We start from the raw sequence: 18,008 nt of genomic DNA on the forward strand, positions 1-18,008 counted from the left end.
CCAAGCCTGTCAGCCAATGCTAATACCTCAAGCTTCTTCTGGATCTCATTGTCTTCCGAGGACAATTTTTCAGGCTCAGTGACTTCTGATACCTGTAGCTTTCGTCCGGCGAAGTAAGCATTGAACCGCTTATTTTTACCGGTACGAATTTCAATTTTCTGGTTTGCGATTGAGTGTTTAAGCGGGGAGTCGATGAAGTAGAGTTTTCCGCCGTAGCTAAACGTATGGTCGTTGCGTATTTTCCGGTAGACCTTGGTGATGCAGATATCATCAAGATTTGCGTAGCGTGGTACAGGCGTATATTCGGTGTCTGATGATCTTGATTTTACAACCAGGTTTTTACGCCAGAACTGGGGAATGAAGACGTGTTGGAGATAGCTATTCGCGCCCGTCATGTCAGTAATATTGTTGAGTCGTAGCTCCGGTATCAACCTGTCTTGCAGTGTATCAAAGGCGCGTTCAATCCTGCCTTTCCCCTGAGGAGAACTGGCGAAGATGATTTCAATGCCTAGCTCCTCACAGGCCCGTTGCATCTGGGAGAAGTTGCAGCGCTTAGGGCCACCGAATATTCCTGCACGATCAACATACAGGGTTTTAAATACACCGTATTTCTCAACGACTGAGCGCATTACTTTCATACAGCCTTCAGTCGTTTCTGACGGAAAGAACTCAGCATGAATATCGCTGTTGGCATCATCAATCATGGCAATTAAACACGACTTTCTATCGCCGAACCAGCGATGTGTGCTGCCGTCCATTTGCAGCATTAACCCTGGCGCTTCCATTCGCTCTCTGCGCTTGTGAACACGGGTGCGCCTACGCTTCGCTCGTTTTACATGATGGATATCATGTGCCCATTTACGCAGTGTCTCGCGCTTAACAACAATGTGTTCGTGCGTCTCAAGTATCTCGGCAAGGTGCAACAGGTTCAGGTCATAGTATTTCTCGCGAATTAGCGACTGAACTTGCTGCTTAAGCCTATCTGGAGTTTTATTAACTGGCTCGCTGCCCGAATTACCATGAACAACAAACTGTAGTCCTTGGCTTCGGTAACGCTGTAAATAACGTTCAACAGTACGTCTGGATTTATTGAGGAGCTTAGCGGCATTGGCTATCGTAATTTTACGCTCAGCCACTTTAGCGATGACATCAACTGTCAATTGAGCTTTGGAATTCAACACAATCATCCTTAGCGTTCCTCAAATGCACAAACAAAACATTCAAAGAACACGGTTAAAGATAACCGTCAATTTCCCTTGGTAATTAGCGACTACGACAGAATCGCGTGGTAATTAAAGTACGACAAAATCGCTTGGTAATTAAAGTACGACAAAATCGCTTGGTGTTAACAGCTGAGAAGAATTTAGCTCAAATCTAATCTGACGCTGGCATCAGAAAAACTGGGTAACTGTCAGATCAGGTCTGAGCTAGTACACTTTACTGCATTTATAAAGCTTGCTCGTGCGTCTTTGAGAGACCTTGCACTCGGGTTCGGAGCTGCCGCATAGAGATTATTAACTGCATTTGTTACTTGAAGTGCTAGTTTATATACCTCTTTACTGGACGTAATTTCTATTTGAGCGACAAGTGAATTAACTTTTTCCAAATCTTTATTCCAATCTTCTGTTGAGGCAATTGACTTTAGACCTGCTATATTGACCTCTTTGACGAACTCTCCATAAAGCTTCCTTTTTTCGTTTAATTCTTCTCTCTTAATTTGATGCTCTAACTCCAACTTTTTAACTTTATAGTTTCCAAAGTAAGCAACAACGCCACCAACCACTACACCAAGCAATCCAAAGACAGATGGAGCAAGAAGGTTAATCATTTCTTTAATATCCATATTAAACCTTAAAGCACATAACGCCCTGCTTAGGGGCGGAAACACATGGGCTAAAATTAGGAGCGAAGCGACGCAGCCCATGTGTTTGCGTCCCAGCGAGCCTGCGAGCGACTACAGCAGATTGTTATGTGCCACTTAATCCTCATGCTCTTTTTGCATTGCTTCACGCCATTCGGTGACATTTTTCCAGCGCTCGTCGGTTAACCCGTTATGGGACCAAAAAATTACTTCCCCATCTAGGGTTAAGCAATAATAATCCCCATTGTCTTCACAAATTGGTAGCAGTTGCTCAGGGAAATTTTCATCTGATTTTGCTTCCTGTTGAACAGTATAGATGTTCGCATAACTCGGAGGGTTTACTATCTCGAGAGCCTCCATGGGAACATCGCCAAGGTCATATCCGGATTTTAAAAAGAGAATGTATTCCTGAGAAAATTTAAAGTTTAATTTTTCTTGGGCTGCCGCTATTTCCTTATTATTCGGTGGCGTTATTTTAAACTCTTCCAACTTGAACCTCCCGATATCAGGCACATAACACCCTGCTTAGGGGCGGAAACACATGGGCTAAAATTTAGGAGCGAAGCGACGCAGCCCATGTGTTTGCGTCCCAGCGAGCCTGCGAGCGACTACAGCAGTTTGTTAGAATTCATAGCTTAATAAGAGCTAGCATATCCTCACCATCTTCATTCATGCCGACTTCTTGAAACCCAAAGCTGGAATAAAAATCTTTAGCAACAGGATTTGTGGGGTTATAGCATATTTCGATTTCTTTAATGCTGGGAGTTTGCTTTATAGCCTCAATTGCCAGCGTTAAAGCTTTCCGACCTATCCCTTGGTTTTGATAATTCTTATCAACCATAAACCGCCAGATTGAAACCTTTGATACTGATTCTTTAACCCACATGAAGAAGCCAACGGGTTTATCGTCGAAACAGATGGCCTTACAAGTGTGACCTTCGTTATAAAATGACTCGACTAATGACCACATGTTGCACGCGACATAGTCTTCCTGTGCTTCAGTGACATCAAGGTCACAAACTGACTCATAATTTTTCTTGTTAATTTCTTCCAATGAAATTTGCATGTTCATCCTGAATTCTAACACCCGCATAACGGGCAAAAACACGTGGGCTACAATTTTAAGCGAAGCGCCGGGAGCCCACGTGTTTTTGTCCCCAGCGAGCGCAGCGAGTGTTCATGCGATTGTTAGCTGACATGTTTATCGAGACTTCTGCGTTTTGCTTAATAAGAAGTAGCATAGGGACCAAATTATAATGATATCCCAAAAACTCATCACAAAGGTAACTGGTGCTAGCAAAGATCCTACGATGGGAATTGTATAACCATAAAGTCGATTTCCAATATCAATGCCAAGGAACATGCATTCGCTTGGACCTGCGGCCGACAAACTACAACCAATAATCTCAGAAAAGTTAAAGACAAATATTGTGCTTAATATAGGAATAGCGAATCCAACAACCATGAGGCCACCAAATATTATTAGAAGCAGTTTGGTTACTTTTAAATAAGTCATGGTTCCCTTTTTGGCAGCTAACGCCCGCATAAAGGGCGATAACGCATGGGCGAAAATTAGGAACGAAGTGACGCTGCCCATGTGTTAGCGTCCCAGCGAGCCTGCGAGCGATTTAATGTGTTTGCTATACGTTTTGTAGCCACCCTTTTTGAGATGCAACCAACACAACCGCGTCGCTAACCAACAGATTTTGATACTGCTTTGTATTTTCAGCTGCAGGGCCAATAATTTTAAACTGCTCATTTAGACTGATTACGAGTTCTTCACTGTGTTTCTTCAAACTTTAGTTAGACGAAACATCTATCGATAAGCGGTTTTGTTCATTAAGTGCCAGCAAGAAGTCCGAAGCAGTTGAACGTTTATTCTGAAAGGAAGCCTTTTGCCACTCTAGAGCATTTGAAAAATGCAGTTTCCCATCATGTAGCCAAGATTCTTCCGTTTCCCGGCTTTCTCTGAACTGCTGGCTTGCTAAAGACGACAGATTCTCAGTTGAGGGAGAACAAGCACAAAGACTAAGTAAAAATAACAGTAATACTGGTCTCATAATTCATCCTTGAAAAACGTATAACACCCGCATAAAGGGCGATAACACATGGGCTAAAATTAGGAACGAAGTGACGCAGCCCATGTGTTAGCGTCCCAGCGAGCTTGCGAGCGATTTAATGCGTTTGTTAGCTCTCATTGCCAGCAGACATATCAACACTTCTTAGAAGCAGTCTTCCTAATGGCGTGGTGTCATAGCCTTGCGCTTTTACCATTCCTGTTTTTTCATCAAACTCAGGCAATTCACCTCGTTTCGGCTTTTTATATCTGATTCTGAGTAATCCAAGGTTTACTAAATGCGTTTTATAAGTTTGATAAATGACATGTTTATCGACGTCTTCCCTTGCAGAACCTAAGTGAGCTCGCGGTGGAGTGAGTACATTTTCATGCTTGCCCCAAAATTCGGCGTATTCAGGATGACCCGAATAAATTGACTGCGCTTTAAGCAAGAGTAATTCTAGATCATTCAATTCACCTAGAATAGAAAGAAGTTTTTTATACTCAATATGCTTTAATTGATCATCAGTAAGGCTGTTCTTGAGCAGTGAGGCTATATATTCTTTTCTTTCCTCAGACAATGCTCTTGATGCTTGAATAAAACCGTCTTCAAGAAGATCTATTGATTCCGGAGTATATATATTTTGAATTATCTTACTTCTATCTTTCTCTTCAATTTTAGCTTCTAATATTTTCAGTAGAGATTCAATTCTGTCTATTCGCTGATTTGGAATCAGCGAGCCTACTACTTCTGCAGCAATTGGCCCAATGTAGTGGTCAATAAAACCCGGACACCTTTTTAGCTAATTTTTCTGCTTTCGCCGGTGGTAGCCCATCGTTAAATTGATGCGGTCTTTCCCAGTTGTAGTAATTCATCAGGTAATAACCCACATCTCGTTTTGCTTCGTTAATTGAACTGTAGCCAGTTGAAGGCATCCACTCGGATTTCAGGCTCCTGAACACACGCTCCATCGGGCTATTATCCCAGCAATTTCCTCGTCGACTCATACTCTGGGTCATCTTGTAACGCCACAGCCTTTGCCTGAACTTGCGCGCTGCGTACTGAGAGCCCTGGTCACTGTGGAACATCACACCTTCTGGCTTACCTCGTAGTTCATACGCCATATCTAAGGCTCTGGCTGCGAGTTCCGCATCCGGCCGGTGTGACATACTCCAACCGATAACCCTGCGAGTATGCAGGTCGATAACTACAGCAGCATAATGCCATGCTGAGCCCGCCCAGATGTAAGTGATGTCGCCGCACCAGACCTGATTGGGTTTCTCCACATTGAACTGTCTGTCCAGTAAGTTCGGGATATCTGGCCGTTCAACCTGAACATTTTTATAAGCATGTTTGCCCGGCTGCTTACTCATCAGCCCTTGTTCTTTCATCAACCGGCCTACTTTGAACCGACCCATGGTAATGCCTTCATCGCGAAGCATATCAACGAGTGTTCGAGTGCCTGCGGACTGACGACTTTTGTCAAACAGGCGCTTCACTCTGGCGCGCAGAATACGCCGCTTGGCACCAATCAGGCGCTGACGCTTTCGTCGTTCGTAATAACTGCTGACACCAACACCTAACGCTGAACAGACCAATTCTGTTGATTCATGCACCCTCAACCGGTCTATCAGCGCGTGGACTTCAGGTCGTCGGACATCAAGAGTGCAGTAGCCTTTTTTAATATGGTCTTTTCTCGTTCCAGGCGATTTACGCGTGCTTCGAGTTCTTGTATGCGCTGCTGCTCCGGAGTCAACGCTTTGGACTTAGGTGTACTGCCGCCGCGCTCTGCCTCAAGTTGCCGAACCCACTTGCGCAGAGTATTTTCATGTACATCTACTGCGCGACTAGCTTCAGTCATACTGTAACCCTGATCAACTACCAGGCTGGCTGAATCATGTTTAAATTCCGGACTGAATGATCGTCTTTGTCTTTTCATTGAACACCTCGTTATTAAGTGTAATGCTACCACTTAAAATGGTGTTCGGGTTTAGTCTGCCACTACACAACAAATGGTATAGCACCTACAACACCCTTACTAATAATAGCAGCAATATCATTTTTACTTGTGCTCATTCAATCCTCCTTGAGAGCTAACACCCACATAAGGGGCAGTAACACGTGGGCTAAAATTAGGAACGAAGTGACGCAGCCCACGTGTTACTGTCCCAGCGAGCTTGCGAGCGACTTAATGTGATTGTTATATCTTTATTGGGCGCATAAAAAAGCGCCGATATACTCGACGCTTTCTTTTTGATATAGCTAATCATGCCGGAGAAACTTGGTAAGATTTTACTCTTCCTTCGCTTTTTGCTTGGCTATAAGCGGCTTTAATCTTTTTCATAGCCTCAATTTTGGCAGCCTTAGCTTTTGTAGCTTGGGGTTGTGATTTCATAACCTAAACCCTCCTCTCCTAGATTGGGATTCACAGTAAAGTATAACTCTTGAGCATATAAGTTTGCAAGTCTGTCATAAAATCGCTTTAACTTCATTGTCTCGGCAACACAATAATATGCTTCTGCATTACTATTACGATAATGAAAATCCAGTAACTCTTTGATAATTCGACCTAACTCTTTCATACTTGTCGCATTGATATGCGCAGATGGAGGTGTAAAAAAGGTATCATTTTCGAAATTTTCTCTGAGATCAAATTTCACCTCATAACTATTCTCTCTGTATTCTACGCCTAACTCCTCAGCCTGTTTAGCAATAAGCTCCTCCGAGCGAGAAGCATCTATGCGGTTGAATATCATTACATACTGATAACCTTGAACAGAGAATTCAATTATTTGACATGAAATATCTCCGACATCAAAGTCCTGTAACAGCCATGGAGTCAAAAATTTTCCTTATGTTTTGTAAGCCAATTTACCCCAAAAAGATCAAGTTGAAAAGATGGCATTTCAAAGAGATATAACACCCGCATAAAGGGCGATAACACATGGGCTAAAATACGGAACGAAGTGACGGGAGCCCACGTGTTATTGTCCCGCTTACTTGGTTTGTTAGGTATGCACTACTGCGCATTATCTAGTGCTAGTTTCACTGCTTCAAAAGAGTCTTTACCTACTTCCCGTTTTGGAATCACAAACGCCGTTGCGGGAGTGTTATAAATGAAAATATAGTCTTCATTACTTTCTATTTTCTCCAGCGCGTCCCAAGTAAACTGGCTGCTGCTATTAGCCGTTGACTCACTTACTCCAACATCAGAAATAACAACCTTATGTTCGCAAAAAACTTCCTTTTGAAATACCTCAGCACACTTCCTAGCGTATCGTTTGTATGCAAAAAACGTCCATAGGTAAGAAGCCAAAGCTCCGAGAACTCCTCCAATATAGAAGCTAACTTTGCCAGTACTTAACGCAAATACTGAAAAGGCTAATAATAAGACAACAGGAGTTACATATAGATTTATGATTTTACGCCGCTGATATGGTTTAGAATTCGCGAGATGATGATCATTGAACGCGACTAAATCATCTTTTGTATTGGTGTACCTAACTTCCATGACACTTCCTTGCATACCTAACACCCCACTTAGGGGCACAAACACGGCGGTTATAATCGGAATGCTTCATTTCGATGACACATAACACCCTGCTTAGGGGCGGAAACACATGGGCTAAAATTTAGGAGCGAAGCGACGCAGCCCATGTGTTTGCGTCCCAGCGAGCCTGCGAGCGACTACAGCAGTTTGTTATGCGATTTTTAATAAAAACCTTGTTCTTTCAATGTTAGATGCTTTTGATTTGCCATCTAAGGACTCCCGAAGCGACATTTGTTCCTGTGCGTCTAGCACTGATTGAGAACTCAGCAGTGCTGTTGAGGTTCCAAGTGTTGAATACCATTCTTCTGAACATGTTGAGATAAACTGAGACATAGCCGACGCACATTTTTCTATAGAGCTTGGTTCTTCGGCATATTCAAATCTGGCTAATTCATTAAGTTCCTGCTCGATTGGCCCAAATAACGCAACAAATTCCAACTCAGAGTTTAATGGTCTGACACACGTGTGAATTCTAAAAAAAGGACCAAAAGTGAATTTGTGAATATGAATAAACTGAACCAAATGCTCTCGTTCTCTGACCCAGATCGTAGGCTTGGTTCGCGTAAAACCGAGTGCCTTGATTTGATTAGTAAGCATTCTCAAGACTTTATCTGCATTGGAACGTTCTAGTTTTTTATCCATGTTACATCAATCGCATAACACCCGCATAAAGGGCGATAACGCATGGGCTATAATAGGAACGAAGTGACGCTGCCCATGCGTTAACGTCCCAGCGAGCTTGCGAGCGATTTAATGCGTTTGTTATACATTCACCTTGTAGCTCAAATCTACCGCCTCGTCGCCTGTAATACCACGAAAACCCCACTGATACTTTTCTTGTTCCTTGATTGTAATTTCGATATCTACCGGTGAAATCCCTAGAGTTGACGAGATTTCACTGAACAGGGATTTAATAAGGGATTTCTGAGTCTCAGGCTTCCTACCTTTCATCATGTTTATTTCAATGACCGTGTAGGAATCTGACCGCCCACCCGGATAGAAAAAATTGTCTGATGATAGAGGTACAAAGCGATGTGCTCGCTTGTCCTCTGGCATTCCCAGCTCGGATTGCATACACGCATGAATAACGTCTGAGAGCTGACGCTTTATTGGATTTAGTCGACTATCTATTCCATAGATTACTACCACAGTTCTTTCCTTGATGTATAACACCCAAATAAGGGGCACAAACATGGCGGTTATAATCGGAGCGAAGCGACACAACCGCCATGTTTGTGTCCCAGCGAGCCTGCGAGCGACTTAATTTTTTTGTTATGTGCCATTTTAAAAAGGATCACTGTTCTTTGGAATATCTAACAGTGTACTTTTGTCTCCGCAAACGGAACATGTTTGCTCAACAGTAAGCTTGTAGTTAATGAGAAAACTACAAGCATAGAGAAACTTACCGAGCGACTTTAATAAGAACCACAGAAAAACAGCTATTTCTACACCAAACTCTAAGAAAAATCTTAGCTTACCAGCTTCAAATGCAGATAAGAAAATAGAGTAAAAGAGACTACCAATAATGAGGCTGACAACAGAAATGGCAACTAAATAAAAAGATAGCAATATAGCAAGGCCAAACAAATCTAAAAAGCTGACGGAACCGGAGCATTTCCATTTTTTGATTTTAAAACAACATTTAAGGTTCATATATAAATTGGCACATAACACCCTGCTTAGGGGCGGAAACACATGGGCTAAAATTTAGGAGCGAAGCGACGCAGCCCATGTGTTTGCGTCCCAGCGAGCCTGCGAGCGACTACAGCAGTTTGTATGGATAATTCTTCCCTAAATTTCCCACAACTTTTTCAAAGATGGGTAAAGTGAGGCCCAGACTTTGGCTGCAACCAAAGTTGGCTGTGTGGTAGTTCGATATAGCTAAGGCTCCTCAGTTGAGAGACCGGTAACAAACCTGAACGCCACACAGTGCTCCAAGCAACATACTCGAATAGTCGACTGGGCCCCGAGCTCGCATTTAGCAAACCAGAGTTAGCTTATTATGAATGAATCAGCAGCGCAAAGAATTAACGTGGGTGTGGATACCGGAAAAGATTTCCTCGATATTCATGTTCGTCCGCTCAATGAATATTTCCGGGTCAGCAATGATTCGAAAGGCATATCTGAAGCAATAAAAAGGCTTAGAAAATTGTCACCCGAGCGCGTTGTTATCGAAGCAACAGGCCGGTACGAAGCGGCGTTCATCACAGCATGCGGGAAAGCCAGTTTACCTTTTTGCCTGGTGAATCCGATTCACGTAAAACGCTTTGCCGGCGCCATTGGCAGAAAAGCGAAAACAGACAAATTGGATGCAGCCCTTATTGCACATTACAGCGAAGTCATTCGCCCCGCCCTGTCTTCGCTTAAGCCTGACGCGATAAGGCTTATGGCTGATTTAGTGTCACGCCGAAACCAGCTGATGGATATGCAAACCAGTGAGAAAAACCGGCTTCAAATTATGCCCAAAGCGACACAGGGAAGCATTAAATCTGTCCTACTCACCATAAAAAAACAGATTCAAAAGATGGATGATGAACTGGCAGCACTGATAGAAAACTGTCCCGAATACAAGGCTAAAAGTGACCTTGTTCAAAGCATGCCGGGAATAGGAAAAGTATCAGCCGCAACGCTGATTAGTTACCTGCCAGAACTCGGATTGCTCAACAGCAAAGAAATCGCAGCTCTGGTGGGTGTCGCGCCAATGAACAAAGAAAGTGGAAGGTACAAAGGCAAGCAAGTCATCCAGGGTGGCCGCAGTCAGGTTCGCACCGTATTGTTCATGGCTATGATGTCAGCGATGCAGTGTAATCCGGTTTTTAAGCGTACTTACAACCGATTAGTCGAGGCAGGCAAACCTAAGAAAGTTGCGATTATTGCCTGCGTCAGGAAGATGATTGTCATCCTTAATTCGATGGTGAGAGATGGCGTCATGTGGGAAGTAAAAAGTACTTAACTCAGGGTTGACGCCATAGTCGTTTGTTATACGATTTTATTGACGATGTCATTAGCAAATGCTGCAGCTTCTGCATTAATTTTATGTGTTCCTTTAATCTCTGCTATATCTATTTGTATGACTGACACCAAAGAATTTATTGACAGCCAGAACGATATTTTAGGCATGCTTTCGAAGAGTTCTGTAATAGCTTGGCTTTCATCAATATTTTCTTCTTGCCATGCTAGAGCTTTTAGCCAAGCTCTTTTTTGATTAGCATCTAAAGCCTCCGCGAAGTTTTTAAACGAGAAGCTGACATTTTCGATATTGTGGACTAGATCGTTTCGAAGCTCTGACAACTTTCTAATAAAAATTTGTTGGCTGCTATTCATGAGTCCTAAATCCTTTGCAACCTTCAGCTTCCCAATTGAGCTATCGGACAATGGCAATCTTTTTATAGTTGCACGCAACATTTCCTCGTTTGTATGTGAGATAAGCAGCTCAGTTACTACAGATTCAATTAACGCATGTGACTTAATTACAATTGACCAATCAGACTCTTCTAAAAGCTTTAGCATTAAGTCATTGCTGTCTCGAATCTCAGCCAGAGAGTCTTGCAAGCTTTGCTTGATGATTTTTTTTGCTAGTTCTTTGTTCACATACACAGATCTATCCTAAATCGTATAACACCCACATAAGGGGCAGTAACACGTGGGCTAAAATCCGAGCGAAGCGACAGAGCCCACGTGTTACTGTCCCAGCGAGCCTGCGAGCGACTTAATGTGATTGTTAGCTGCCACCTACTAGTAATGGTAACGACACGAGATAACCGTAATTGCGGTATCGTCCACGGCATATACCAAACGGTTTGTGTCATCTATTCTGCGAGACCAGAAACCTGAAAGATTTTCTTTAAGAGGTTCAGGCTTTCCAATTCCTTCAAATGGAGAGCGCTTTACATCCGAAATTAACTTATTGATACGTTTCAAGGTTTTCTTGTCTTGAGTCTGCCAATAAACGTAACTATTCCAAGCTTCATCAGTCCATGATAACAGCCTGTTACTCATCAATAAGTTCTCGCTGGGTCGTTTTTGCCGCTTTAAACTGTGCTATTGAACGATTTAAGTGTTCAGCGTTCGCTGGAGAACGAAGTAGATGAACGGTTTCCATAAGGCTGTTGTAGTAATCTAATGACATTACAACAGCATCTTCAGAGTCACGACGAGTGATTACTGTTGTATCTGCATCGTTAATTACACTGTCCAAAACGGCTTTTAGACCATTTCGTGCTTCGGTAAAAGAGACTATTCTCATTTTGCACTCCACATGTACATTATATTGAACAAGTTTAGAACGAAAATGAGCACATGTACAGGATGTTGTGCATTACTGTGCCGTGGCAGCTAACACCCGCATAAAGGGCGATAACACATGGGCTAAAATAGGAACGAAGTGACGCAGCCCATGTGTTAGCGTCCCAGCGAGCTTGCGAGCGATTTAATGCGTTTGTTATAACCAAATGCTAGCCACTGTGACTGCGAGAGTTAAAACTGCCACGCAAAGTGAAGCTATAGAGATATAAAATGCTTGAGTAGAAGATTTTTGAGCATGCTCATATTGTTTGTAGCTTAGGTAACCAAAAACAGCTTCCGGACTTAATCGCCAATTGAAAACTTGTGATTTGTTGGGAGGCGGAGCTTGAATATGTGCATTAACAAAGAATGCATCCCTAACATTTTGAAACTCAGACTCAGTCATCTTGGCCTTAACTAGACCCGGCTCCATATGATATGAACCTTTTTGGCTCATTGCATACTCAAGCAGCTCTATATACTGATGTTTTTCCATGAGCTAAAAATTCCTTTTTGGTTATAACACCCGCATAAAGGGCGATAACGCATGGGCTATAATAGGAACGAAGTGACGCTGCCCATGCGTTAGCGTCCCAGCGAGCCTGCGAGCGTTTTAATGCGATTGTTAGATACCGCAGAGATAACGTTCGCAGCTTTGCTGCCACCGCTAGTATGTGAAACGCAGCAAACCCTAATCAATAAACTGACTTTAAAACAACCCAGTACGAAAAGCCAGATGTCGAGAAGTTGCCGGATAAGAGGCGATACTGATACAACTCAATCCCCATGAATGTTACTTCTCCAACTGCCGTTAAACAGTGCAACGCTTGTAAAGCCTGAAACCAAAATAGCGCTGATGTTCGAGCCAAAACAACACGGCGATGTTATGAAAACATATCATGTTCTGGCTGTTGGCTTTGCGATTCTTGAAACAACTATCGATGACTTATTGCTCCTTAAACCGCCCTCGCCTGACTCTCAATTAGCCCCAGAAGAAACAACCTTGCGCGGCTAGGCGCACAAAGAAACAAAGAGAGAAATGAAAGAACTAGACAGGATCTAACACCCAAATAAGGGGCACAAACATGGCGGTTATAATCGGAGCGAAGCGACACAACCGCCATGTTTGTGTCCCAGCGAGCCTGCGAGCGACTTTATGTGATTGTTATACGCGTACTGAAAAAAAGCTCCTACTGCTTTTTATAATTACTTGTCACTTTTGATTTTGATTAGATCTCTCAGGCTCAGAACTGCCATTAATGGTAGAGCTACCCACAAAATCACGAGACCATCAAAGATAGTAAAAAGAAAAAAAATAATTTCCTGTCCGTGTTCTCCACAGAGTTTTACTTGCGTCTCGCCAATACAATAATCATTTTTAGAGATAAAGACGAAAACGGAAAAGCTGAGAAACAATAGTGCAAATAAAACTCGCTTGGCAATTTCTAACTTTATCTGTTTTTTTATTCGAATTCTCATAAAGTTACTTTTTAGCGTATAACACCCACATAAGGGGCAGTAATACGTGGGCTAAAATCCGAGCGAAGCGACAGAGCCCACGTGTTACTGTCCCAGCGAGCCTGCGAGCGGCTTAATGTGATTGTTAGGGTTACTTTGCACAAAAGGGAGATGCAAAAGAACCTTTTTCAAATTCTTGAATTACAATTTCAGCGCTGAAGCCTGAAATACTACCTTTTTGAACTAATCCTTTTAGAGCCTTAATAGCGTGTGATGTTTGCCCATTGACTAAGAGATGACTTGCAGACCAACAAACCACCCAATCATTCTCATGTTTTAGCAAAGGTATTAAATCTGAATGATTTGAGAGTTTATTTATAGCATCTTTCATTGCTTCAAAGTGCTCATTATCTTGCCCCGATGTGCCATCACCTTTAGCTATTGCTGCTGCACAAAATTGTTCAATATGGGACATACTTTCCTTGTAACCCTAACACCCGCATAAAGGGCGATAACACATGGGCTAAAATTAGGAACGAGGTGACGCAGCCCATGTGTTAGCGTCCCAGCGAGCTTGCGAGCGATTTAATGCGTTTGTTAGCTGTTTATGCGCACTCACAGTCGTATATAGTTTGTAGTTGCCCATTACCTAAGATTGCAAATGAAAACGTATCAAACATATTCCTTGCCCTTTCAATAGGTAGATCCTCGTAGTTCTCTAAACCTTGAAAGCTGTACGTAATAACTACATTGCCACTTAAACCAAGGTGCGTAACAGGTTCGGTACCAACAATCGCAACGTTATCACCGTTAACACCATCCCAGCCGTGTTTGTCAGGGCTAAAAAGAAGCTCCTCTGCGCTACAATTTTCACATTGCAAATAAAAGGGAGGGAGAAAAGACTTTATTTCCCTTTTTATAAAGAACCCCTTTTTTTCAACTTGGACGTTGCCTAAAATGCTGTGTTTTTCACAACCACAGTGGTTACATTCCACATTTTGATAGATAAAGGTATCTCCACCAAATAATGAGTCTGAGACTTTAAGTTTAAAGTTTGAAAAGCAACTTGGAGGTTGAGCTTTTAATTCGTCAAATGTACTCACTAACTTCCCTAAACAGCTAACACCCGCATAAAGGGCGATAACACATGGGCTAAAATTAGGAACGAAGTGACGCAGCCCATGTGTTAGCGTCCCAGCGAGCTTGCGAGCGATTTAATGCGTTTGTTAAACCTTACGACTTAGCCTAAAATGACCTAATTAAAGACCATTTTGGAGACCTTTATGACTACTAGAGTTTTAGCCGAAGTAGCCGCAAGTATTACGGAACTCAAAGCAAACCCGATGAAAGTTGCAGGTAGCGCGTACGGCGAACCTGTGGCCATACTAAATAGAAATGAACCAGCTTTCTACTGTGTACCTGCTGAAATTTATGAAAAAATGATGGATCGCCTAGAAGATCTGGAACTGCTACATCTAGTTCAAGAAAGAAACAGTGAAGAAAGCGTTTCGGTAAGTTTAGATGACCTATAAGCTAGAATTTAAGAAAAGCGCGCTTAAAGAATGGAGCAAGCTCGGTAGTACTTTAAAAGAGCAATTTAAGAAAAAACTGTCTGAAAGACTCGAAGTACCGCATGTTGCGCCAGACAGAGTGATGGGCGCGGAAAATGTATACAAAATCAAGTTGAGACAATCCGGCTATAGACTTGTATACCAAGTCCGCGATGACATTGTGATAGTCACAGTACTTGCAGTCGGAAAACGTGAAAGAAATGAAGCCTATAAAAAAGCGTTAAAAAGGCTCGGTGCTGACTAAAGGGTTTAACACCCTGCTTAGGGGCGGAAACACATGGGCTAAAATTTAGGAGCGAAGCGACGCAGCCCATGTGTTTGCGTCCCAGCGAGCCTGCGAGCGACTAAAGCAGTTTGTTAGGTTTGTGGTTAAACATCCTAGTCCTCAGGATACTCTGATAAATATAACTCTAAACCTAAACGAAGCATGATTTCCATGGATTTAATTGACACTTTACCACCGCCACCGAAAGCATCTTCCCTAGGGCAGAAACCAATGTCTGCTGAATATTCACCTGGTGATAAATTTTGATTTTCTTGTAACCAATTATCAAATGCTTTCATCTGATCTGGTAGGCGCCAGTTGTCTGGTAAGAGCCAAGCCACATCTTTGCTTTTACCATTGTCATCTTTGTTTAAATGATCAGATATTTTAATAGGCATAATTAAAAACCTAACACCCAAATAAGGGGCACAAACATGGCTGCTATAATCGGAACGAAGTGACACAGCCGCCATGTTTGTGTCCCAGCGAGCGAAGCGAGTGACTTAATTTGTTTGTTAGCTGCAATTGCCAATTAGACCGCGATTATAATTGCTAAACAGCAAATTAATGCCCAACCATAAATACCGAAGTATCTAAGCATACCAGAACGCAACATTGGCAAGTAGTTTTCACTGAACTCAGCAGCTATGCGTGGAAACATTGCAATTCCAAAACCGAAGCCAGGCAGTAGGAAGAAAAGCACAAACCGTGGATCACGTATGTGTGAAACTGGTTCATAAAATGAGTAAATCCCACTTTTGCCAAGAACCAACACCATACCCACATATATTACAAGTAACGCTGATGCAGCCTTTTCACTGGCTCCCCGAATATTTGGCTGGTCAAAAGAGCCATACTCATAAAAGTGACGTATGGCCAAAACTGCTGGGATGGCAATTAAAACGACAATTGATATTAAAGTTTCCATACTTGCAGCTAACACCCGCATAAAGGGCGATAACACATGGGCTAAAATTAGGAACGAAGTGACGCAGCCCATGTGTTAGCGTCCCAGCGAGCTTGCGAGCGATTTAATGCGTTTGTTAGTTGCCATTGCCAACCTTAAGCCACAAGTAAAAAATGTATACAGCGACGAATAAGTAGCCGCTAGAAAGCAAACAATTGCAGCCCCAAATAGCAAACCAAAATTTACCCTGGAAATAATTGCCTTCTCGCACTTGGGGCCAAAAAAGAGCTATAGACGAAGGCACAACCATTACAGCCGAAAAGAGCAAGGCTGGAGCCACGACAAACATAAGAAATAGCCCAGCCGCACCTGCGGCTGATGCAGAGGTATCAGGTTCAACATCGGATAAAAAGTAATATCCAATAAAGCCCGCAAAAATCGCTATAACAAGGCCTAACAGTTGAAGTGTTCTCATTCTACCTCTTGGCAACTAACACCCCACTAAGGGGCAGTAACACGTAGGCTAAAATTAGGAGCGGAGTGACAGAGCCTACGTGTTACTGTCCCAGCGAGCGAAGCGAGAGCCTTGAGTGGTTTGTTATGTGTGTGCACTATGTACAACCTTGACTTATGATATGTTGAACCATTTTAGAGATTTGCTCTGCCTCTTGAACAAACTGCTGGTAACTCTTACCCAGAAACATTCCATCTATAGTTAATTGATAACCACCGATTAAATTTTGAGAATGAAGACTCAAATTAATACTGTTTTCCAAATATGTGAACTCCAGAGATGAATCCAGAACTGTAACAGGATCAAACGGTTCATATTCAGCTACCACATTTACAAGGCAAGATGCTTCGATTGGTACTTCGAAGTTCACCCCATAGCCAATCTTGTTATCTATGCTTGAACAGCCGCCAAGTAAAAATAAAACTAAAAATGTTCGAATATTCATTAGCACATAACACCCGCATAAAGGGCGATAACACATGGGCTAAAATTAGGAACGAAGTGACGCTGCCCATGTGTTAGCGTCCCAGCGAGCCTGCGAGTGATTTAATGCGTTTGTTAGCCATCAACCCTGTATTGCCGTCATGAGTGAAGCTGCATAACGCACACCGGATATTAATATAACTGCTGCCACTATATTCACAAATATTGTTAAAAAGACGATCTCTATCAGTACGAGAGGTCTGTTTTTAACTATTGAACGAAACAACGCTGCATTTGAGCATATTGTAATAAGTTTCTTGTCACGATTTTTATTAGCTTGTCTTTTGAATAGACGATCGATGTCCGGAAAGCACTCACTTAGAAGAGAAAAATAATTGATGGAAAAAGCAAAGAAGAAAGAAATTAGAAGAACCCAAAAAATTAGAGTTTGTAACCAATTTGAAAAATCAATGCTTGTTAAATCTAACTGCTTTCCTACATGAATGGTAAACCCGAGAAGTAGTATCTGTGGCGTAAGGTTTCGGAGGAATTCTAAATATGCTTTCCTGCCGACTCCGACTATTCGTATTCCATGGTACTTCTTCATTGCGTGTCCTTGATGGCTAACACCCGCATAAAGGGCGATAACGCATGGGCTAAAATTAGGAACGAAGTGACGCTGCCCATGCGTTAGCGTCCCAGCGAGCCTGCGAGCGTTTTAATGCGATTGTTAGATACCGCAGAGACCAACGTTCGCAGCTTTGCTGCCACCGCTAGTTTGAAAACGCGGCAAAACCAAACCAATAAACTGACTTTAAAACAACCCAATACGAAAAGCCAGATGTGAAAAAGTGGCCAGAGAAAAAGCGGTGTCGATACTGCCGCAAACCATTGCCTGTTACTTTTTAAATGCTGCTGAATAGAAAAACGTTTATAAAGCCTGAAACCAAAAAAGCGCCGATGTTCGTGCCAAAACAACACGGCGATCTTCAGAAAACCCTTTAATTTTAGCTGCTGGCTTTGCGATTCTGGAGACAAGCTGCGTTGACTTGTCGCTTGTAAATCAGCCCTCGCCTGACACTGAATTAGCCCCAGAAGAAACAACCTTGCGCGGCTAG

The 18,008-nt window shown here is 42.6% G+C and carries 27 protein-coding genes; 4 read left to right on the top strand and 23 right to left on the bottom strand.

Annotation, left to right across the window (positions count from 1 at the left end; translation table 11 throughout):
* The 12 genes from BFC18_RS00005 to BFC18_RS00060 form a co-directional block, all read right to left on the bottom strand.
* A partial coding sequence (locus BFC18_RS00005; protein ID WP_070123143.1) for an ISNCY family transposase occupies window positions 1–1,187 on the bottom strand: 1,187 nt, incomplete at its 3' end.
* A gap of 224 nt (window positions 1,188–1,411) precedes the next feature.
* Window positions 1,412–1,843: a hypothetical protein gene (locus BFC18_RS00010; RefSeq protein WP_070123144.1), complete on the bottom strand. Its 432-nt coding sequence runs from the start codon at window positions 1,841–1,843 to the stop codon at window positions 1,412–1,414.
* 135 nt (window positions 1,844–1,978) lie between these two features.
* Window positions 1,979–2,350 carry an SMI1/KNR4 family protein gene (locus BFC18_RS00015; RefSeq protein WP_070123171.1) on the bottom strand — a complete coding sequence of 124 codons (372 nt, stop codon included), beginning with the start codon at window positions 2,348–2,350 and terminating at the stop codon, window positions 1,979–1,981.
* A gap of 139 nt (window positions 2,351–2,489) precedes the next feature.
* The gene (locus BFC18_RS00020) at window positions 2,490–2,927 is read right to left on the bottom strand and encodes a GNAT family N-acetyltransferase (RefSeq protein WP_070123145.1); all 438 of its coding nucleotides are present in this window, start codon (window positions 2,925–2,927) and stop codon (window positions 2,490–2,492) included.
* Between the two features lie 733 nt (window positions 2,928–3,660).
* Entirely contained in the window at window positions 3,661–3,921 is a 261-nt protein-coding gene (locus BFC18_RS21555) for a hypothetical protein (RefSeq protein WP_139138910.1), read from the bottom strand.
* 127 nt (window positions 3,922–4,048) lie between these two features.
* Window positions 4,049–4,498, bottom strand: a complete 450-nt coding sequence (locus BFC18_RS00030; RefSeq protein ID WP_211480997.1) for a hypothetical protein — start codon at window positions 4,496–4,498, stop codon at window positions 4,049–4,051.
* Window positions 4,499–4,694: 196 nt separating this feature from the next.
* Window positions 4,695–5,857 (bottom strand): IS3 family transposase gene (locus BFC18_RS00035; protein ID WP_139138911.1). Its coding sequence is split into 2 segments (ribosomal slippage): window positions 4,695–5,602 and window positions 5,602–5,857, totalling 1,164 coding nucleotides; the frame shifts between segments, so codons are not numbered across the junction.
* Between the two features lie 327 nt (window positions 5,858–6,184).
* Window positions 6,185–6,313 (bottom strand): hypothetical protein, encoded by a 129-nt coding sequence (locus tag BFC18_RS21975; RefSeq protein ID WP_281182352.1) that lies wholly within the window; start codon window positions 6,311–6,313, stop codon window positions 6,185–6,187.
* Window positions 6,282–6,761, bottom strand: coding sequence for a hypothetical protein (locus tag BFC18_RS00045; protein ID WP_070123149.1), 480 nt, complete (start codon window positions 6,759–6,761; stop codon window positions 6,282–6,284). The genes BFC18_RS21975 and BFC18_RS00045 overlap by 32 nt, the downstream gene beginning before the upstream one ends.
* A 176-nt stretch (window positions 6,762–6,937) precedes the next feature.
* Entirely contained in the window at window positions 6,938–7,444 is a 507-nt protein-coding gene (locus BFC18_RS00050; protein ID WP_083272829.1) for a YcxB family protein, read from the bottom strand.
* A gap of 174 nt (window positions 7,445–7,618) precedes the next feature.
* Window positions 7,619–8,110, bottom strand: a complete 492-nt coding sequence (locus BFC18_RS00055; RefSeq protein ID WP_070123151.1) for a hypothetical protein — start codon at window positions 8,108–8,110, stop codon at window positions 7,619–7,621.
* Between the two features lie 120 nt (window positions 8,111–8,230).
* A complete protein-coding gene (locus BFC18_RS00060) occupies window positions 8,231–8,617 on the bottom strand; it encodes a tautomerase family protein (RefSeq protein ID WP_070123152.1) in 387 nt (128 codons plus the stop codon).
* Between the two features lie 853 nt (window positions 8,618–9,470).
* Here BFC18_RS00060 and BFC18_RS00070 point away from each other — a divergent pair.
* Window positions 9,471–10,421 (top strand): IS110 family RNA-guided transposase, encoded by a 951-nt coding sequence (locus BFC18_RS00070; RefSeq protein WP_070123154.1) that lies wholly within the window; start codon window positions 9,471–9,473, stop codon window positions 10,419–10,421.
* A gap of 26 nt (window positions 10,422–10,447) precedes the next feature.
* On the opposite strand, the gene BFC18_RS00075 is transcribed toward BFC18_RS00070, so the two are convergent.
* From BFC18_RS00075 to BFC18_RS00090, 4 genes are all read right to left on the bottom strand, one after another.
* Entirely contained in the window at window positions 10,448–11,059 is a 612-nt protein-coding gene (locus tag BFC18_RS00075; RefSeq protein WP_139138912.1) for a hypothetical protein, read from the bottom strand.
* 144 nt (window positions 11,060–11,203) lie between these two features.
* On the bottom strand, window positions 11,204–11,467 hold the full coding sequence (locus BFC18_RS00080; protein WP_070123156.1) for a Txe/YoeB family addiction module toxin: 264 nt from the start codon (window positions 11,465–11,467) through the stop codon (window positions 11,204–11,206).
* Window positions 11,460–11,714, bottom strand: a complete 255-nt coding sequence (locus BFC18_RS00085) for a type II toxin-antitoxin system Phd/YefM family antitoxin (RefSeq protein ID WP_070123157.1) — start codon at window positions 11,712–11,714, stop codon at window positions 11,460–11,462. The genes BFC18_RS00080 and BFC18_RS00085 overlap by 8 nt, the downstream gene beginning before the upstream one ends.
* Before the next feature lie 195 nt (window positions 11,715–11,909).
* Complete coding sequence (locus tag BFC18_RS00090) at window positions 11,910–12,248, bottom strand: hypothetical protein (RefSeq protein ID WP_070123158.1); 339 nt, start codon at window positions 12,246–12,248, stop codon at window positions 11,910–11,912.
* Window positions 12,249–12,638: 390 nt separating this feature from the next.
* Between BFC18_RS00090 and BFC18_RS21980 the strand changes: the two genes are divergently transcribed.
* Window positions 12,639–12,767 (top strand): hypothetical protein, encoded by a 129-nt coding sequence (locus tag BFC18_RS21980; RefSeq protein WP_281182353.1) that lies wholly within the window; start codon window positions 12,639–12,641, stop codon window positions 12,765–12,767.
* 594 nt (window positions 12,768–13,361) lie between these two features.
* On the opposite strand, the gene BFC18_RS00105 is transcribed toward BFC18_RS21980, so the two are convergent.
* Together BFC18_RS00105 and BFC18_RS00110 are read right to left on the bottom strand one after the other, a co-directional pair.
* Window positions 13,362–13,685 carry a hypothetical protein gene (locus BFC18_RS00105; protein ID WP_070123161.1) on the bottom strand — a complete coding sequence of 108 codons (324 nt, stop codon included), beginning with the start codon at window positions 13,683–13,685 and terminating at the stop codon, window positions 13,362–13,364.
* A gap of 130 nt (window positions 13,686–13,815) precedes the next feature.
* Complete coding sequence (locus BFC18_RS00110) at window positions 13,816–14,313, bottom strand: hypothetical protein (protein ID WP_070123162.1); 498 nt, start codon at window positions 14,311–14,313, stop codon at window positions 13,816–13,818.
* A gap of 180 nt (window positions 14,314–14,493) precedes the next feature.
* On the opposite strand from BFC18_RS00110, the gene BFC18_RS00115 reads away from it, so the two are divergent.
* Together BFC18_RS00115 and BFC18_RS00120 are read left to right on the top strand one after the other, a co-directional pair.
* The gene (locus tag BFC18_RS00115; protein ID WP_070123163.1) at window positions 14,494–14,742 is read left to right on the top strand and encodes a type II toxin-antitoxin system Phd/YefM family antitoxin; all 249 of its coding nucleotides are present in this window, start codon (window positions 14,494–14,496) and stop codon (window positions 14,740–14,742) included.
* Entirely contained in the window at window positions 14,732–15,025 is a 294-nt protein-coding gene (locus BFC18_RS00120) for a type II toxin-antitoxin system RelE family toxin (protein ID WP_070123164.1), read from the top strand. Before BFC18_RS00115 ends, BFC18_RS00120 begins: the two co-directional genes overlap by 11 nt.
* A 134-nt stretch (window positions 15,026–15,159) precedes the next feature.
* Here the strand turns inward: BFC18_RS00120 and BFC18_RS00125 are convergent, their stop codons facing one another.
* The 5 genes from BFC18_RS00125 to BFC18_RS00150 all read right to left on the bottom strand — a co-directional run bounded on the left by BFC18_RS00125 (window position 15,160) and on the right by BFC18_RS00150 (window position 17,928).
* Window positions 15,160–15,519, bottom strand: a complete 360-nt coding sequence (locus tag BFC18_RS00125) for a hypothetical protein (protein WP_245680302.1) — start codon at window positions 15,517–15,519, stop codon at window positions 15,160–15,162.
* Window positions 15,520–15,578: 59 nt separating this feature from the next.
* Window positions 15,579–15,974 (bottom strand): hypothetical protein, encoded by a 396-nt coding sequence (locus tag BFC18_RS00130; protein WP_070123166.1) that lies wholly within the window; start codon window positions 15,972–15,974, stop codon window positions 15,579–15,581.
* A 115-nt stretch (window positions 15,975–16,089) separates the two neighbouring features.
* Complete coding sequence (locus tag BFC18_RS00135) at window positions 16,090–16,428, bottom strand: hypothetical protein (RefSeq protein WP_070123167.1); 339 nt, start codon at window positions 16,426–16,428, stop codon at window positions 16,090–16,092.
* Window positions 16,429–16,564: 136 nt separating this feature from the next.
* Window positions 16,565–16,912 carry a hypothetical protein gene (locus BFC18_RS00140; protein ID WP_070123168.1) on the bottom strand — a complete coding sequence of 116 codons (348 nt, stop codon included), beginning with the start codon at window positions 16,910–16,912 and terminating at the stop codon, window positions 16,565–16,567.
* A 668-nt stretch (window positions 16,913–17,580) separates the two neighbouring features.
* Window positions 17,581–17,928 (bottom strand): hypothetical protein, encoded by a 348-nt coding sequence (locus BFC18_RS00150; protein WP_070123170.1) that lies wholly within the window; start codon window positions 17,926–17,928, stop codon window positions 17,581–17,583.
* Window positions 17,929–18,008 lie beyond the last annotated feature (80 nt).

It is taken from the genome of Alteromonas confluentis, from assembly GCF_001757105.1.
GTDB classification, from domain to species: domain Bacteria; phylum Pseudomonadota; class Gammaproteobacteria; order Enterobacterales; family Alteromonadaceae; genus Alteromonas; species Alteromonas confluentis.

What these genes read in the sequence shown, in the direction of transcription:
- BFC18_RS00010 (WP_070123144.1), bottom strand. Translation starts at nt 1,843, where the DNA reads ATGGATATTAAAGAAATGATTAACCTTCTTGCTCCATCTGTCTTTGGA.
- BFC18_RS00020 (WP_070123145.1), bottom strand. Translation starts at nt 2,927, where the DNA reads ATGCAAATTTCATTGGAAGAAATTAACAAGAAAAATTATGAGTCAGTT.
- BFC18_RS21555 (WP_139138910.1), bottom strand. Translation starts at nt 3,921, where the DNA reads ATGAGACCAGTATTACTGTTATTTTTACTTAGTCTTTGTGCTTGTTCT.
- BFC18_RS21975 (WP_281182352.1), bottom strand. Translation starts at nt 6,313, where the DNA reads ATGAAATCACAACCCCAAGCTACAAAAGCTAAGGCTGCCAAAATTGAG.
- BFC18_RS00050 (WP_083272829.1), bottom strand. Translation starts at nt 7,444, where the DNA reads ATGCAAGGAAGTGTCATGGAAGTTAGGTACACCAATACAAAAGATGAT.
- BFC18_RS00055 (WP_070123151.1), bottom strand. Translation starts at nt 8,110, where the DNA reads ATGGATAAAAAACTAGAACGTTCCAATGCAGATAAAGTCTTGAGAATG.
- BFC18_RS00070 (WP_070123154.1), top strand. Translation starts at nt 9,471, where the DNA reads ATGAATGAATCAGCAGCGCAAAGAATTAACGTGGGTGTGGATACCGGA.
- BFC18_RS00080 (WP_070123156.1), bottom strand. Translation starts at nt 11,467, where the DNA reads ATGAGTAACAGGCTGTTATCATGGACTGATGAAGCTTGGAATAGTTAC.
- BFC18_RS00085 (WP_070123157.1), bottom strand. Translation starts at nt 11,714, where the DNA reads ATGAGAATAGTCTCTTTTACCGAAGCACGAAATGGTCTAAAAGCCGTT.
- BFC18_RS00090 (WP_070123158.1), bottom strand. Translation starts at nt 12,248, where the DNA reads ATGGAAAAACATCAGTATATAGAGCTGCTTGAGTATGCAATGAGCCAA.
- BFC18_RS21980 (WP_281182353.1), top strand. Translation starts at nt 12,639, where the DNA reads ATGAAAACATATCATGTTCTGGCTGTTGGCTTTGCGATTCTTGAAACA.
- BFC18_RS00105 (WP_070123161.1), bottom strand. Translation starts at nt 13,685, where the DNA reads ATGTCCCATATTGAACAATTTTGTGCAGCAGCAATAGCTAAAGGTGAT.
- BFC18_RS00115 (WP_070123163.1), top strand. Translation starts at nt 14,494, where the DNA reads ATGACTACTAGAGTTTTAGCCGAAGTAGCCGCAAGTATTACGGAACTC.
- BFC18_RS00120 (WP_070123164.1), top strand. Translation starts at nt 14,732, where the DNA reads ATGACCTATAAGCTAGAATTTAAGAAAAGCGCGCTTAAAGAATGGAGC.
- BFC18_RS00125 (WP_245680302.1), bottom strand. Translation starts at nt 15,519, where the DNA reads ATGGCGGCTGTGTCACTTCGTTCCGATTATAGCAGCCATGTTTGTGCC.
- BFC18_RS00130 (WP_070123166.1), bottom strand. Translation starts at nt 15,974, where the DNA reads ATGGAAACTTTAATATCAATTGTCGTTTTAATTGCCATCCCAGCAGTT.
- BFC18_RS00135 (WP_070123167.1), bottom strand. Translation starts at nt 16,428, where the DNA reads ATGAGAACACTTCAACTGTTAGGCCTTGTTATAGCGATTTTTGCGGGC.
- BFC18_RS00140 (WP_070123168.1), bottom strand. Translation starts at nt 16,912, where the DNA reads ATGAATATTCGAACATTTTTAGTTTTATTTTTACTTGGCGGCTGTTCA.